General features: G+C 36.3%; 10 protein-coding genes. 8 read left to right on the top strand and 2 right to left on the bottom strand.

Translation table 11 applies throughout. The features are described from left to right. Positions 1-3 precede the first annotated feature (3 nt). The 8 genes from G3A47_RS11625 to G3A47_RS11590 all read left to right on the top strand — a co-directional run bounded on the left by G3A47_RS11625 (position 4) and on the right by G3A47_RS11590 (position 14578). Positions 4-5835, top strand: coding sequence for a VWA domain-containing protein (locus G3A47_RS11625; RefSeq protein ID WP_166922440.1), 5832 nt, complete (start codon positions 4-6; stop codon positions 5833-5835). An 86-nt stretch (positions 5836-5921) separates the two neighbouring features. Beyond that, positions 5922-7568 carry a hypothetical protein gene (locus G3A47_RS11620; protein ID WP_166922438.1) on the top strand — a complete coding sequence of 549 codons (1647 nt, stop codon included), beginning with the start codon at positions 5922-5924 and terminating at the stop codon, positions 7566-7568. A gap of 3 nt (positions 7569-7571) precedes the next feature. Beyond that, on the top strand, positions 7572-9377 hold the full coding sequence (locus tag G3A47_RS11615; RefSeq protein WP_166922436.1) for a BspA family leucine-rich repeat surface protein: 1806 nt from the start codon (positions 7572-7574) through the stop codon (positions 9375-9377). Positions 9378-9643: 266 nt separating this feature from the next. Beyond that, entirely contained in the window at positions 9644-10441 is a 798-nt protein-coding gene (locus G3A47_RS11610; RefSeq protein ID WP_166922434.1) for a DUF5977 domain-containing protein, read from the top strand. Positions 10442-10452: 11 nt separating this feature from the next. Further along, positions 10453-11601, top strand: a complete 1149-nt coding sequence (locus tag G3A47_RS11605; protein ID WP_166922432.1) for a Hint domain-containing protein — start codon at positions 10453-10455, stop codon at positions 11599-11601. Positions 11602-11942: 341 nt separating this feature from the next. Beyond that, entirely contained in the window at positions 11943-12761 is an 819-nt protein-coding gene (locus G3A47_RS11600; RefSeq protein WP_166922430.1) for a WD40 repeat domain-containing protein, read from the top strand. A gap of 92 nt (positions 12762-12853) precedes the next feature. Continuing rightward, positions 12854-13963 (top strand): PKD domain-containing protein, encoded by a 1110-nt coding sequence (locus tag G3A47_RS11595; RefSeq protein ID WP_166922428.1) that lies wholly within the window; start codon positions 12854-12856, stop codon positions 13961-13963. 120 nt (positions 13964-14083) lie between these two features. Next, complete coding sequence (locus tag G3A47_RS11590) at positions 14084-14578, top strand: hypothetical protein (RefSeq protein ID WP_166922426.1); 495 nt, start codon at positions 14084-14086, stop codon at positions 14576-14578. 159 nt (positions 14579-14737) lie between these two features. On the opposite strand, the gene G3A47_RS11585 is transcribed toward G3A47_RS11590, so the two are convergent. Together G3A47_RS11585 and G3A47_RS11580 are read right to left on the bottom strand one after the other, a co-directional pair. Next, a complete protein-coding gene (locus G3A47_RS11585; RefSeq protein WP_166922424.1) occupies positions 14738-15535 on the bottom strand; it encodes a hypothetical protein in 798 nt (265 codons plus the stop codon). A 493-nt stretch (positions 15536-16028) separates the two neighbouring features. Beyond that, a complete protein-coding gene (locus G3A47_RS11580) occupies positions 16029-17897 on the bottom strand; it encodes a tetratricopeptide repeat-containing sensor histidine kinase (RefSeq protein ID WP_243860424.1) in 1869 nt (622 codons plus the stop codon). Positions 17898-18018: the final 121 nt, after the last annotated feature.

The following is an 18018-nucleotide window of genomic DNA, read 5'->3' as shown; positions in this document are numbered from 1 at the left end:
AAAATGAGTTCTATAAATCTTCAAGCAAGCCCGCTCTCAGGCTGCGAAACCCATATAGCAATAGTTGTAGACGAATCCGGTTCGATCAATACAACCGAAGCACAGCAAATTAAAGACGGACTGACTTCATTTATCAATTCTCAGGCTCAGAGTAACATAACACTCTCTTTAATTGGAATGTCGCACAGCGATAGTGCCACAAGACCTGATAATATTCTTCAAAAAAGAATAGCAGACCATAAAACAGCATTTCTAACCTGGACCAATTTATTTGGTTCAGGCAGAGCTGACAAACAATCCGATTATTGGGCATCGGGTTTACAAGCTGTAAAAAATCTATCTGTAATACCGGATATTATTGTTGTTGTTACCGATGGACTACAATCAAACAATTCTGATGCGCTAAAAGAGTTGTATACAGAACTAAATTGGAACTCGCAGCTTTTTGTGTACGGAGTTACCAGTACCGAAAACAATATCAATGAATTAATAACGCCACTAACTTCTTTTCTTGGAAAAGCCCCGGTTCTAAAAACAAACGGAAGTTCTATACTCAAATCCGATTATATCAGAGTTCCTGATTTTAGTACATTGGGAAATGAATTAAACCAACTTACTGCTGATCTGGCTGCCGAGCAAATTGGCTGTATTTCGAATGTTAGCATTATTCAGAACAAATTAGTTTACCCGACTTTAAAAAAAGGACTGGCTATCAATCAGGAAATTGGAACCCTGGTTCTTAAAAACAAAAGCCGTGTTGCCCTTACTCTAAATGCCGGGACAAAAATTCATGATGTCAGCAATTTAAGTGGCTTGGTTTTCAAACTGCAAGATACAATTACAATTGCAGGATCTTCTCAGGTTGAAGCTATCATCCGTGTTGAGGGAACTCCATTGGCTACCGGCAACTTTAATGCTCCTATCGCTTTAAACAAAGTTAAAAATTTGGCCGGATACCGCATTAATTTTACTGTAACCAAAGAATTATATGTAGTAGGAACTACTACCGGAGCTAAAGCTTTACAGTCGACAAGTTTGCAAATCGCTGCGGCGGGTTCAAAAGGAATTGACAGCACAAAAGGAATCCACCTGCGTTGGATGCTGGCCGGAAAATTGGGAGATAACCATCTTCCGAAAGGAAATTTGTTTACCGGTGAAAGATCCAATTTTAACAAACCAAATGATTTTGTTAAACTGTACAGAGCGCCTTATACCAAAGTTGTGACTACTATAGATTTTACTACACCCCCTCAGGTAGTAGATGCTGAAAAAGCATTATGGATTTATAAAACCAATAAAGGAGGCTTGTTTTACGTCTATTTTAGAAATAAAGAAGCGTATAACAGTATTCAACATAACCCTTTGATTAATCCCGCATGGTTTATTGGGCAATACTCAGGTCACTTACTGGAAATTGAAAACAAAAGTGAACTGTTTTTTGCTGCAACACTAAATTTATCTTCAGTTAACAGCAATAGTAATCTACAATTAGAAACGCTTTCTGTTTCTGAAAACACTATGGCTGCAACCAAGAGAATTACCAATCGTAAAACCTTTTCTTCTGATCAGCTCAATAACGTTCGTGTAGTCGCAGAAAATGGAAGAAGCATCCGACTCAAATCCTTGCGCTGTCAACTAAGTTCGATTCACTTTGAACTTTATTCCGATTTTATTTCCAATGCCAATACTAACGGGCTTTGGGACTATAAAGGGCAATATGCCTTAAGCGATAACAATACTAAAGTATTTGAGCAATTAGAACCTAAATTAAATGCCGTACACGGAAAATGGTTAAAATACAATGACGACGAATATGTAAATATTGCCAACTACAAAGACAGGTGGGACAAACCGGTAACAACTCAGGAAAAAAGTATTAAAAGTATAGTAAACCAATACATCACGTTAAGTCAAAACCCGAATAATCCAACTGCAAAAGAGCCGGTTTCACTTGGAAATCCGATTCCGATAAATGAGCCTAAGCCCGGAGAAGAACAGTTATACGATAAAAACGAAACTGAAATTTCAAATCTGGATATGCTAAACATTGCTGCAAACGACTATCATATTGCGCGTATGTTAGGTTTGGGATGCCTTGATATAGATGATGAAGTTCTTTCTGGAGAATTTATTTATCTTACTGAATACACCACATTTGGCAATCTGGAAGGTGGAACTGCCGAAAAGGAAGTACTTCACCTTTCTATGAGTATTCCGACTTCTGTAAATACGGAGCGTTTGCCAATTCCGGTTCAGTTAAGCAAACTTGTTCCCGGTTTAAACAATAATTCAGAAGAAGGACAGTCTGCTAAAATTACAAATCCGGACGGATACAGCCTTGACGGAAAGAAAAGGTATCTGAGTTTGTTTATGGATGATGTTATGGACTACGAAATTGATACGGAAACTAACATCAACCCTTCTTATAACTTTTTTAAATCGGCGCAGGAATATGACGGAAGTTCGTTTACATTTCCGATTTATTTGGGAGTTGACTATAAAATTGGTTCCGCAGCTAACTGGGAAAAACAAGAGTTATCAGTTGATACAGCTTATTACAATATTGGTAAAGATTTAAAACCATCGAATTACGAACCGACTCCGATTATCATTCCTGAACCCGGAAAATCGATTATGAATGTTCGTCAGGAAAAAACAGGTACCAATACTTATTATTATCAGGGATACGGAATCAATATTTTCTCCAGAGCATCATCGGGTCGCCAGATAAGTGTCGAATCCAACATTAAACCTGCCAATACTTTAATGCCTCCAACAAGCATTAACTCGCATTTGATTACAAAAGAAAACCCACTGATGTTTACTTCGCAAACGGAACAAACGCGTTACAATGCCATTACAGCCGCCGATAAAACATTGGTTCGAATTCTATTTGACTATTATAGTATTCAGGAAATGGAGAACTATCCTGTTCCGGACGGAATGACACCTGAAAATGCCGTAAAACCGGATCCTGTAAATCCTGATGAAGAAACATTTGCTGACAATTTCAAAATTTATTATAAAGACGGTTTACCAGCAGTAGAACATGCTGAAATCAAAGCTATTGACGACGTAGCTGCAGATAATCTTACGGCCATTATTACAATCGGAGATTATAAGATGCTAAGCAGTGGTGAAGAAGTTAAGCTAACACTGAATAATACAAATAAAACCAGATTCATTGGAGGTATCCTAACTATTGACGATCAAAATTATGTGATAAAAGGCATTGACGTTTTCTTTAAGAAAAATGACAAAGACCAGGATGTATTTAATTATGCTCTTGTTGAAGTCCTGAAAAAAGAAGTAGCCGAAAGTATTCAGTCAAATGGCGATGCGACTATAGATTCTGAACAAATTAAACCAATCAAAAAACCGGTAAACGGTTTGTGTACTTTAGTTCAAAATATGCTTACCCTTTCTAACTGGCATCGCTCCTTACCTCTTGATTTTCGGGTAGAATGCCCTGCAATTGTCGGTAAAGTCAATAAAGAAATTGTTCAATATCTGGACAAGGAAGGAAATGGTGAATTGCAAATTGAAAAGACAAGGGGGATCTGGGAAAATGCCGTTATCTCCAGGGAATTGGAAAACACTTTTAAAATGAAAAGTAACGGAAGCTTTGAGTTGGATGCTGAGGGGAATACAATTCCATTAATAATAAAAGACGCTTATGAAATGAACAGTGACGGCAGCTTTAAGTTAGATACTGATGGAAAAAGAATCCCACTGCAGGACCAAAAACATTTGGGTCTTTACAAAATCGTCTTCTCTAATTATACACTCGCACAGCATCCGCAATTTAAAGCGGGGAACGAAAATTCAGTTGAATGGTTTAACGGTACGATCCGATTGTTTACCAAAAGTGCTGTAAGAGCAGGAAGCACCATTCCGGTAAAAACCAGAAAAGAATTCAAAGTAGTCCGAACAGAAAACAGCGGTGGAACCGGAAATTTAGTTCTCTATATCAATGATACGAATTTTAAACTGGGAGATTATGTCAATCAAACCATAGCCGAAAATTATGATGAAATCCTTTTAGGAGAGCAAAAGGTCAACTATTACCCAAGTTACAGAGTGTATTTGTATGCTAATCCGGCCAACGGAATTACCGCAGCCAATATTCTGCCGAGAGAAAATGAAAGTACCCACTACTCGATCTTCGGAATCAGTACGCATTCGAATCACTTTGATTACGACTCCAAAATCAGTGTCCCGAGTCCTATGTATTCGGTAAAAGTTACAGAACCGGCCAGACCGGAAGAGGTTAAAGGTAGTTTGTATGCAACACGTCCTGATTTTTACAACCGTTCTACTTATACTTTTACAACCAAATACAAGCACAAGCCTTACGGAGTACTGCACTACAGAGCCAATGATGAAGACTTGTTAAATGTCTTATACAAAAAGGAAACGATTAACAATATCAGAGAGGCATTAAAAAAACTTGGAGGAAATAATGAAGTAAACTTCGGTAACCGATGGGAAAACTTCCTGAATTTTGATATGCTGCAGTCAAAAACCAATTATGAGTTTTATCCAACGACTGCTTTACCGGAAAATCAATATCGTTTTCCGTTACCCGATCATCAACAATTAATAGAAGCAATTAATGAATTTGTAAAATGGCATAATAAAGCACAAGGCAAAACAGTTCCTGAAATCACTGCGATAACAGCCCTTAATCAGGTAATTATTTCCACACAGCAGGGAATTGAGCAAAATTTACTCGCCATTCATTTTATTGAACAAGCCATTCATACCGCTTTTGTACCGCTAACGGAGGTACCTGTGGTATACGAGCACATCAAAGGAAATAACTATGTGCCAATTGGTAAAAAACAGACCATCAAAGATAAAAACGGCTACATCTTAAAACCGACTGACCCTGATTTTGACATAGCGCCGATGATGAAAATTGCAGATCCGGCTAATAACATTACTCAGTTTACGGACTTTAACCTGGATGGGAACTCACAAAATATCTATTTCTATGCAGTTCGTGAAATGGATATAAAAATGAATTTCAGTCAGCTCAGCAAAGTTTTGGGACCTGTAAAACTGGTCGCCTCAAATCCTCCGCAAACGCCCGAGATCAAACGAATCATGCCAATTCCGGAAAATAAGGTTTTGGGAATAAAACCTTCGGTTCAGATCGAACTGAATGCGTATGAGACTGAGTACAATATAAAAAAGATAAACATCTATCGTGCCGCTTCTTTACAGCTTGCACAATCCATACGAACCATGACTCCCGTCAAAGAAATTTTGATTACCAAAGATACTTTATCCAATCATTTTGACAATGTCTGGACTGTCTATGACGATTTTAGTGATCAGGAGTTTGTTCCGTTTGCCGAAGGTCTTTTTTATCGAATTACGGTTTCCAGAGAAATTGAATATGAAGATGCTTCTTCGACATTATTAAATCCGATCCTCAATATCGATTATGCACCGTCACAGCCTTCAAAAATTACAGCTACCATCATTGCTGATAGTGTTTCGCCTCAGTCTCCTGTTTTAGAAGCTACAGGAGTAGTGACAGGAACAAACGGAGCAATCCTGAAACCGGTTGTTTTCAGTTGGAATAAAACAACACATAATGGAAAATACCATCTCTATAAAATGAACAATCAGGGCAATTGGGAGAAACACCATGAGATTGTTTCCAATGACAAAAAAATAACACTGCCACTACTGCAAACTAAACCGGCAACGGATGAGCTCCTTATCAAAAATGAAGAAGGCGAAAGAATCTACCATCATTTTAAAGTAATAGCCGAAAACTCGTCGGGTATGTTCAGCAGTGAAGAAAAAATACTGACTCTTTAAAAAACACTAAATACCAATATCCCTGTGACATTGGTATTCCCCTCAGGTCTTATTAAACACTATTTAAAGCAATAAAATTAAATAACATGATAACAAACAGAATTAACATTGGAAGTAAATTTCAGAACGGTGATATCCCGACACAAGGCGACTTTGCCGAAATTTTTGAAAGTTTCGTACATAAAACCGAAGACAAAGCCGATTATCAAATGGTCGAAGAAGGTAGAGATAATGAACGTTTTGTAACCCCTGCCCTACTAAAAGTAGGATTACAAAACATTGGTATTATTACCGGTAACAGTTATATGCCGCATAAAGAATATTTTGGAAGTACGTTTAGCGATTCAACACTACCTCTTGAAAAATCACCGATCCCACAAAGTATCAAACTTTTTAAAAACGGACAATTATTACAGGAAGATCAGGATTACACGGTAAACTACAGTACGGCCGTAATTACTTTTTCTTCCCCTATAAACGGCAGAAATATTGAGGTAGATTATTGGTTTAAAAACCTAACCCCTAATCCGGGAAGCGGAACGGGCGGACAAATCGATTTTACCAGTTTCCTGCATACCACAGGCAACGAAACTAAAAATGGTCTGCTAACTTTTAACAACACCACTCCCGCTGCTACAAGTGGAATTGTACTTACAAACAGCGGTACAGGTACTGCTTCTGCCTCACTTGACATCAATGTAAGCGGTGCCGGAAACGGAATTGCCATACAAAACGCAGCAACAGGAACCGGTTTTAAACTATCTAATTCAGGAGCCGGAGTTGGTACTTATATCAATTCGAGTTTAACAGCAACAGGAGACGTGCTGCAAGTAGCAAAAGACAATGTTGTCAAAACCAAAATTGACACCAATGGTGTTGTAACAGCTCAAAAATACATTACGGTTAACGGAACAGCGTCTCAATTTGTAAAAGGCGATGGTTCATTAGATCCTACTGTTTACGCAGAAGATACCGACGTCCTACACAAAACCGGAAACGAAACTAAAGACGGAGCCTTAACATTGACGCACGACACTTCGGCAAATACTGTTTTAACAATTAGTAAAAACAATAGTGCCAACTGTCTAAAATTGATTCAAAATTCCAATTCAAACCAAACCACTTCTACCTGGGATACCACCACAGCTAATGCCGACAGAAAAGCAATCAGCATTCAAAAGCTAGCACAGGAAAATGCCTTTATCACACACGAAGGTGATGTTACGGCACGCTCTTTTACCACACTAAGTTCCCGAGCCAACCTTTCAGATGCCTCATTAACCTTAACCGGTGCAGGGTCACAACAAGCAGCACCGGGTCAGGCAAAATTATATGCCAAAACTGTTGGTACAACCGATCTGTATGTTATGGGCAGTGATGGGGTCGAAAAGAAAATTGGCGACAATACTGCAGTACCAGAACCAACACAAATTACCATTTCTACTACTACAGCTATTACAACTGATACTCTTGATGCAAACGGTAAAAGTCAGCTTGGTAAAAACGTAATCCTTAACCATGGAGCAACTGCCCTAAACCTAACAGTAAATGGCGGAACTGATTTTTGTGCTTCGTATTTAAAACATGGTGCCGGAGCGGTAACCTTTGTACAAGCAGCAGGCAGAACTTTAGTATTAGTTAATGCCACAGCTGTTCTAAATGGTGCAGCCGGAAGTACTGCCACGATTTCAAGTATCGGAACTACAGACTATTTAAGAATTTCAAACGTATAAGATATGAATCCATCATTATTTTATGAATATGGAATAAGCAAAGCTGCCACCGCATTTGTCTCGACCTGGAAGACTGACAATGTATCAACAGGATCCAGTACTGCTTTACAGGTAAAATTACCATTGGTTGCCGGAGGGACCTATGCCTTTCATGTAAACTGGGGTGATGGTTCATCCAATTATATAACTTCCCATAATCAAGCTGAAGTTTTACATACCTATGCTTCTGGGGGTACCTACACCATCACTATAAATGGAACTTGCAGCGGGTGGAAATTTTCAAATAAAGGAGACCGGTTAAAAATACTATCGGTAAGCTCTTGGGGAATATTAAGGCTAGGAAATTACGGAGGGGAATGTTTTTACGGATGTGCTAATTTAGATCTATCTACTGTATCAGATGTATTAGATTTAGCAGGAGTAAGAGACTTATATAGTTTTTTTAGAGATTGTTTCTCATTGACTACTGTGAATAAGATAAATGAATGGAATACAGCAGACGTGACCAGCTTGCATTCTATGTTTAATACAGCAACAAATTTCAATCAAAACATAGAAAACTGGAATGTTAGTAAAGTACTTAACTTCTACTCCATGTTTAGCTCTGCAACTGTATTCAACCAACCTTTAAATAAGTGGAATACAAGAGCTGCTAAAAATATGACGGCTATGTTTCAAAGTGCAAAAGCATTCAATCAGCCTTTAAACAACTGGAATACAGCTGAAGTAACGAATATGGATAATATGTTCACATCAGCTATAAACTTTAATCAAAATATAGGGGCATGGAATGTCAGCAAAGTAACTAGTTTTACCTTTATGTTTACTTTAGCAAGTTCTTTTAACAACGGCGGTAGTCCTGATATCAATAATTGGATTTTGAATACGAGTGCACCCCTTCGCATGGACGGTATGTTTTCGTCAGCGCAAGTATTCAATCAACCTTTAAGCAATTGGAATACTGCGGAGGTTACAGCAATGACTAATCAGTTTTCATTCGCGTCAAACTTTAATCAAAACATTAGTACATGGAATGTCAGTAAAGTAACTAATTTTAACTCTATGTTTAACCAAGCTATTGCATTTAATAATGGGGGCAGCCCTGATATTAATAATTGGATTTTAAATGTAAATACACCTGTTACTATGTCTGGAATGTTTTCTTTAGCCCAAGTATTTAATCAGCCTTTAAACGATTGGAATACCTCTAAAGTAACTAACATGACTAAAATGTTTAATGGGTGTTTTGCCTTCAATCAACCTCTAAACAATTGGAATACTGCAGCGGTTACCGATATGTCTTGGATGTTTTCAAATACTTCCAGCTTCAATCAGTCTATAAGCAATTGGAATACAGCAATGGTTACAAATATGCAACATATGTTTTATAATGCGCCAGTGTTTAATCAACCCTTAAACAATTGGAATACAACAGCAGTTACAAATTTTCTGTATATGTTTCATAATGCCCAAGCGTTTAATCAAACCTTAAACAATTGGAATACTGCAGCCGCAATAAATATTAACGGAATGTTCCGTTTTGCAACAAGCTTTAATCAAAACATTAGTGCATGGAATATCACTAATGTAACCGATTTTACAGATTTCATGGCCGACAAATCAGCATCAAACTTTTCGGCGTCCAATTTAGATGCCCTCTATAATAGCTGGAGCGTGCAACCGGTAAAACCTAGAGTAACTATTTCATTTGGAACGATCAAATATACGTCCGCAAGTGCAGCCGCCAGAGCCATACTTACGGGAGCGCCAAACAATTGGCAAATCACCGATGGCGGGTTAGCTGCCTAGTCTTTATTATAAGTCATCTAACATTCTACAATCTATTTTAAGTACCTACCAAAAATCTAACGCATTGGTGTACTTCATAAAATAATACTATACCCATAGCGACATCACTTTTACCTGCAAAAAAAGAGCTTAAAAAGGAAACATATTTCCATCACACCATCCTACGATAAGGATTTAGATATGTGAAACGCCATTTTGCGTTTTCAAAGTTATGTTACTATGGGTTATAAAAAATAAATTGACAAATCAAACACCTACAAACCAATATGGAATATTACAATATAAGCAAATCACTGATTGCGACTAAAAATGACTGTGCTTCGGGAGTTATGGGCACCGCTGTAACGCTTACGGCTACAGCAGGTCAGTTTGTTTCTACGGTCAGTGTAGAAGATGCAAATGCCAAAGCCGATGCCTGGCTTGCAGCCAATGTGCAGGCCTATGCCAACAATTCCGGTACCTGCAGAAAAACGCTCTGGCGTGGAGCCAGTCCCTCCTGTGTTCTGGAACCTACAACCGAATTAGCGCCTTTTAATTATATGGTGGTCCGTTATAAATGGGCGCTAGGCGCCGGAAAAGATTTTGACACCTATACCGGTATCATCAATACCGGAACCGCTCTGGATAACAAATGGATGGGCTATGGACATGGAAATGATTATGAAATCCCGAAACAGGCAACTGCAGAAAATGCCTATATCATGTGGGCCGGAGACAATATGCAGGATAACGGTGTAGAAAGCTGCCTGATAAATTTCAGCAAAATAGTGGCGGACTACCCTACTTTGTCTACCATACAGGTAAGAATGGCCGGTTCCTGGTACACTGAAGTAAAAACCGGAAATATCGATATCGAAATCAGCACGTATCGCGGAGGGATAATGGAAAAATCCGGTTATGATATTGTAAATGTCGGAGGAGACTTGATACAACAGCTTAACTCCTCTACAACAGTGCCTATTCAGGGCACCAACCTCTCCAAAAATATCGAAGCGGTCACCAACCTTGGTTACATTACGTATATCAAAGACTCTTCGACCGGAAAAATTGTAATACACTACTAAAAATTTAAAACATGGGAAATACAGGATACAAATCATTCGCCGAACTGGAATTATATTATGAAGATGATGACAGTTATGCAGGTGAAAGAAAACCAAATGTAGTCAGCGACCCGGATTATATTGCTCCGGTACTCGATACTGTGACTTGCGCTCCGAGTCCGAGATATTACAATACCGAAAGGAAAATGAGCGCGGTAAAAAACGATTGTGGAAGAGAACACAGGGGTAGCAATGTTACACTTGTAGCTTATCCGAACCAGTTTGTTTCCGATATCAGCGTGGCCGATGCCGATGCCAAAGCGGATGCATGGCTTACAGCAAATGTTCAGGATCACGCTAACAGGTCAGGTAGCTGCGAACTTGCAGGTGATATCTATCCTCCGGATGCGCCTCTTTTACATAGTACTTTAGGAAACTACAGAAGGATCGATTTATTATGGACTATACCCTTAGATGATGTCGGCGTTACCGGATATCAAATCTATAAAAAGCGATTGGGAGATAGCTGGAGCCTTGGTTATAGTCTGAACAACGGATCTACAAATTCTATTCAGGATTTTGACCTGCTTCCTCAATCACAGTATTTTTATAAAATCAGAGCAAAAGATGCCATGGGAAATTGGTCGGAATACAGTAACGAAGTATCTCAAACAACAGGATCCTTTACAGGTGGTGGATCAGGCGGTTGTTTTGTAGAAGGCACTTTAATTACACTACCTGACGGAACACAAGAAACAATCGAAAATTTAGCCCTTGATCAATTGTTACTTTCTGCTGAAATTGAAACCTTAATTGATACTAACGATATTGAAGAACTTTACAAATGGTCCTGTGACTATTTAGCAGAGAACAGAATCATTTCTCCCATAACCAAAATTATGCAAAAAGTAGCGCATAAAACTATTGTGGTCAACGATGGATTGTTGGAAGCTACTCCAAGCCACTCTCAATTGATACAACGTGATGGTATATGGAAATTTATTGCTTTGGAAGATATTCGCATAGGTGATCATTTATATACTATTGACAAGAAAATTATACCCGTTACAACTGTATCCGTCAACTTAGCAGAAAGAAAGATCTATCCGCTAACTTTAAATCCTTTTCACACCTACTTTGCTAATGGGATTTTGACCCACAATTTTAAAGCGCCAATATAACGTCAAAGACTCATCAAAGTATATTGTCCCGTTAGGATCAACTACTTTTATTGTGTTAGCTCCTGCAAGATTTTGTGATCCTTGCAGGACTTTCAAACTATTACAAACAGCTACCGTAATAATTTTAAGTATTGAATCTACTGGATTCAAGTTGATAGTTGATAGTTGAAAAATGTAAAATGTAAATCTGGAAGGTGTTCCATTTTATTTAATCGATTTTTATACTTCTAATATCGTATTCAAAAGCGTTTGGTTCCTATAACCAAATCGTCACGTATTCAGCATCTCACAACTCACAACTTGAATTAATTACCGGCTTACGAATCTCAAACAACTAAATTATGTTTAATCCATTTATTCAATACGACTTTGGTACAAAACAAACCAATACCATAACTTACAGTCAAAATTTCAAAACTGATTTGTTCCAACATTTAGGCACTTCTCTTAATCCAACCGGGACCTTATTGTATACCACCTTACACAACAGTCCTGATGCGGTTGCTCAATACAAATTGAATACACCTTGGAATGTTACTACTGCCTCTTATCTCAGTAACTCTTTAGTAATTAATCAAAATGGGGAATCAAGCCCTCGCGGACACTACCTTTCGCCCGATGGTACAAAACTATATGTTGGCGGCTCTACTTCTAAAAGTATTTTGTATTATACCCTCAGCACGGCATGGGATGTTAGCACTGCAGTATATGTAACTTTTCTATCATTACCAATAAATATAAATTCCATCCATTTTAGTCCTGACGGCAGGTTTATGTTTTTAAAAAATAATGGAATCCAGCTTCAAAAATATACTTTAAGCACTAACTGGGACATCACTACAGCTATACTAACTCAAACGGCATCAGATACATTTGATGGTTATGATGTTTATTTTACAGAGGATGGTTCCTGTTTCTTTACTTATAATGGTAATAACCGGGTTGTCATCAAAAAGAGTTTGGCAGTACCCTGGGATTTAGCAACTGTAGAAGCTACAGCATATTTAAATGTTTCGTCGGTAATCCCTTTAGGAAATTTTGAAAGTATTCATTTTAGCGATAATGGCTTATACCTGTTTATCGGCGTTTATTTTTCCAGTATCTATCGATTTGAATTAAGCAAACCTTTTGATATTAAAGGAACATTAGTCCTTACTTAAATTATATAACCAACATAGTTAGTTCTCTTAAAAAAACAAATCGTTCTCATGCAAGAGCGAGAACTAAATTCTAATACCTAATAATTTCTTTTATGGGATCTATACTACAAAACACAATTTTTGGAAGAACAAAAAACGATTTTAAAACTTTTAAGTTCACAATTGACACAAATTTGGGTGAAGGCACAAGTTTTACAATACCAACGCGAGGAGGTCTTTTTTCTTACTCCGTAAAATGGGGGGATGGAATTACAACCTCAGGTCATACCGGTAATGCTACACATATTTATACAAATCCGGGAATTTATCAAATTGAAATCAAGGGAACTTTTCCCCGCATTTTTTTCAATAATACGGGCGACCGATTAAAGATAAAATCAGTTGATCAATGGGGTGAAGTCGGCTGGGCAACTATTCAATCGGCTGCGTTCTGGGGATGTGAAAATCTAACAAATGTTGCAAATGATATGACATGGATTAATAGTTTAATAACCGGCAGTGCCATGTTTTTCAATACGAAAATCGCAGCCTTTCCTGAAGGTGTGACTTTTGGTAGTTTAGTAACGGCAAACGATATGTTCAATACAACCGATTTTACTGCCTTACCGAGCACCGTAACATTTGCTAATTTGGTTGATGGTTCGGGAATGTTTAGAAATTCAAAAATAACAACATTTCCTAATACTGTCACATTTAGTGCATTGATTTATGGTGGCTCGATGTTTCACAGCAGTTCTCTGTCTTCATTACCAAGCAGCGTGACTTTTGCAAGTTTAACAAATGCTGATGGAATGTTCTGGTATGGCAAAATTACAACATTTACAACTAATATAACTTTTGCAGATCTAACGACCGGAGCTCAAATGTTTCGAAGTTCTTTACTAACTTCTCTTCCAAATACGGTGACATTTGCCAATATTGTTAATTGCAAGCAGATGTTTTGGGCAGCCCCTATAACTACATTACCCAACACAATCACATTTTCAAAATTAACGAATGGTGAAAACATGTTTTATCAGGTCACTTTAAATAAAGCGAGATACTCGCAATTACTAATTGACTTAAACACCTACAATGTTAGCACAGGACTAAGAATTGATGGAGGACTTTCTAAATATGATGCGTCAGGCCGGATTGCAAGAAATGCCCTTACAAGCAGGTCACCGGCCTGGCAAATAATTGATGGCGGCTTTGAAGCGTAATTCAAAAAAAAATCTCATTAGATTAGATACATCAGGAAATCTCTTTACTACAATTAAATCAATTTAAAAAATCTTTTCTCTAAATCCAGAAATAAAATTACAAATCAAAAAAAATAAAAAATGAGTACAACTTACAACAGAATAAAAGTCGCTGACTTAGAAAAAAACCAACAGGACAAAATTTTAATCACAAACCTGAATGGTGAATTAGAATTTAGGGATATAAATCGTGTCAAAACAGAGAGTTACAATGCATTGGATTATAGTTTGGAAGGTAAAGCCCTTGACGCTAGACAAGGTAAAGTTCTAAAAGATACTATTGATACCAAACAAGATATTGCGAATCAAATCGAGATTTCGAATTCCGGAACTGTGCAGAATTCATGGCATGGTAAAACCGTTTTGTTTACTGCCAATTGCACAATTACGGTACCGGCTACATTAGCACAAAGTTTTATTTTCAACGGTATCACATTAGCCGGAGTAAGTGTAACCTGGGCCATTACTGCACCTCACACCTGGTTATTTGGCACTCCTGCAGTAACGGGGGAAAAACAAATCTTTACTTTTACCAAAAGAGGCAATACAAATAGTATCTTGCTACTAGGCGTCTAACGGATCTGTTGTCCTTTATCGTTTTATGCAATTAACTTATCGTATACCACTAACCAAATTATAACTAAACTACTCTGTGCTTTTTGTGCAGAGTAGTTTTTAACTATATCTATAGTATCTTTTTTAGTAGTCGTTTTTTCAACTATTCTAAGTTCACAATCAAAATAAGAAAAAACTTTGTCTATAGATAAAATCAATGTCCTGTGGAATCTTATTTAATTTTCTTTCAGCAATAAAGTCATCAAAAAAAACGGCAGTTTCACTGCAAAAATTTACCGCATTAAGATTATCTGTAAGTTTTTCCCTTTCTCTATCTGAAAGTAACGGAATTTTAGAAATAGGAGCATCAATATTCTCTTCTAAATTTTTCAACCAATTTTTAAAATTCATTAAAAAATGGGAGACAATTGCGCTGTCAATAAATTTTGGAGAATGGCTTATTAGAATTTCATAATCTTTATTTCTGAGCTTTTCTATTTGAAAAGAAAGGCCATAATTTAATCCCTCTTCCGTTTCCTCTGCTCCGTAATTGAAATGAAAAGGGACATGATTTGCATCTGCTGTCAAAACAAAATCATCTTCACAATAGTTAATACATTTATATACCGTCTGCACTTCTTCTCTGACTTCCTGCAAAAATTCTTTTATTGATTTCTGAGCAATTGATTCAAATTCGTAACAAACCGATATTGTATTAAAATCTAAAACCATATTTGCGGATACCCTGTTACAGTCTTCAAAGTAATGCTGAAGCAGTATGTTATATAAACCAATTAAAACCGTGTATTCGGCGATTGTATTCTCACCTGTTAATTTATAGAAATAAGAAAGATCTGCAGCGCTTATTATAATACAATCTACCGAAGAAACTTCAGAAAGATTTCCTCTATAAGGAGCAATTTTACTTGTCTCTTTATACCAATTTTCTCTACTATTTATCTGATTGATTTGTTGCATTTGTCTTTGGTATTTAATTTAATTATCTCACTAACAAAAGGTAAATAGGACAGAAAAATTAAAAGTGCAAAAAAAAACTGTATTGTAAATGATAAAGTAAAACACATTTTAAATAACCTCTTCGCAATTTTTTGCTATTTAATTCAATAGGATACCTATACTATTCTTTGGATACTTTCACAAAAAATCGTGACTATCTTATTTTCATTTTTAAACACATTACACTCTATTTCAAATGTTTGTACACATTATTCTCAGGTAACATATTTTATACTAAGGTAACAGAGATATAAGCTTAAAAATTACGGACTTTTCGTATAATAATTACGGATTTAACAAACTTGTAGCGACAGCATCGGTAAAATAAATTTACTCTACGCTGAGGTTTTAAAGGGAAATCAATACTAAAAAAGGAAAGAAATCCGGAATAGTACATTCCGAAAAAGGTTTGCCATCACTCTCAATTTGAGTTTCGTTAAAAATTATCTAAGGATCAGAACAATCCCTGTCGTTTTCGCGCCTGAAGGTTAATTGTAACTTCGATTTTAGTACCGGAATTCATTTTTGAAATTACGTCGAACTTACCATTCAAAGAAGTTACTCTGTCTCTCATATTACTTAATCCAATCCCTGCTTTTTTACTGCGCACATCAAATCCGTCACCATCATCCGTAATGGTAAGTTTTAGCGTATTATTTTTCTTTTTACTGATTTTTACTTCGCAATTTTTCGCATTAGCGTATTTGTTGACATTCAAAATAGCCTCCTGAATTATTCGATATAAATTTATTTTATAAATAATTTGAATGCTTCTCCACTCAATAGTATCATTATCCAAATAAGTGAATTGGGTTTCCGTAATTTCTTTTTGATTTTCTATAAGAGCCATTAACAAGATATTAAAATCACTATGCTCCAGAAATGAACTGTGACTTAAACCGTGTGAAACCGTACGAATTTCATTCTCAATATTTTGCAATTCAATAATATAATAACGTCTCTTTTCTATTATCTCTGCATTGTTTTGCGTATTAAAAAAGCCCAAATTCATTCTGACACTATAAATTTTATTCATTATACCATCATGCAATTCTTTTGCTATTTTCGTCTTTTCGTCTTCCCTTGCAGTATTTATTTTTTCCTGTTGGTCAGTCAATAATTGATAGATTACTTCATTTGCGAGCTGTTCCTTTTTAAAAAATCGCATTTCCTGATTCTTATATTTTAAATATCGGAAAAGAAAAATTATCAGTAGCCCCAGAATTACTACAAAGGATGTGATTAAAATATAGAAATTTCTTTTGGTAAGAATCTTATTTTCATCCTCGATTCTGGATGTTTCGTATTCGATTCTGGAGTATTTGTCATGTGCATTTTTTTGCACGGCATTGATACTGTCACTTAATTTAATATACTCATTGGTATAAAATAAAATTTTCTTTTTATCGATTTTGTACAGTAATCGCAACGTAGTCAAAGTCTCATTGCTGTTTTTTAATTTAACAGCCAATCGATTCGCTTCCACCAGAGTTCTAATGGCTCTGAGCGTATCTTTTTGTGACAAATAATACTCTCCTATACGTATCTTTTTATATAAAATATCGGGCTCTAAACCTATACTATCGACTATTTTTAAGGATTCAAACAACATTGAATTCACATTTTTATAGTCTTTGCTTTTCATTTTTGAATAAGCCAGGTTACTCAAAACGTTAGCATACAATTTAGGCCATTTCTTTTTTAAGTCTTCAGTTACTAAAGGAGTAAGCATTCTTATCGACTTAGAATACTGACCTTGCAAATCATACAAATTACAAACATTAATAATAGAACTGACGTTGTAATTATTTACGTGTGCTTTATCTGTAATTTTCATTTTACCAACTACATCCAAAGCCATAGCATGGTATTTTAAGGCCTGATCATACTTAACCAGTTTCTCAAGACAATTACCCATTAAGGTATTGCAACTATAAATCAGTTCGTAATCTTTGGATTTTTTTAAGTTTTGTAAAGCTTTAGAAATTTCAACAGTACTTTCTATATAATTTCCATCATAAAATAAAACATACCCTTTATTAAACAACATTCTGGCAACATTATCATTGTCATGAATTTTATGGTATATTTTTTCTGCTTTGAGATAATAGAAATAGGCACTGTCTTTTTTTGTGTTTTCATAACCGTCGCCTACAAAATAAGAGGCTTTTGCCATTCTAACACTATCATTGGCCAATTTTGATAATTCTAAAGCTTTTAAACTAATCTCTAAAGATTTTTTTGAATTATTAATATAGTAATATTCTGATGCAATTTCTAAATAAGCATCTCTTACTATTGATTCATTCTTTTTCTTGTTCAAAAGAAGAACCCGACGATCTAAATATGCCTCTTTTTTATTATTTTCCAGATTGCAAACGTAATCTTTATCAAATAAATCAGTAGGGGTACTTTCAGAGCTCGAACTGTCATTTTTTCTACAG

Source organism: Flavobacterium poyangense, assembly GCF_011751075.1.
Taxonomy (GTDB): Bacteria; Bacteroidota; Bacteroidia; order Flavobacteriales; family Flavobacteriaceae; genus Flavobacterium; species Flavobacterium poyangense.
The sequence above is the reverse complement of the archived record's forward strand: the minus strand, read 5'-3'. Positions and strand labels throughout refer to the sequence as shown.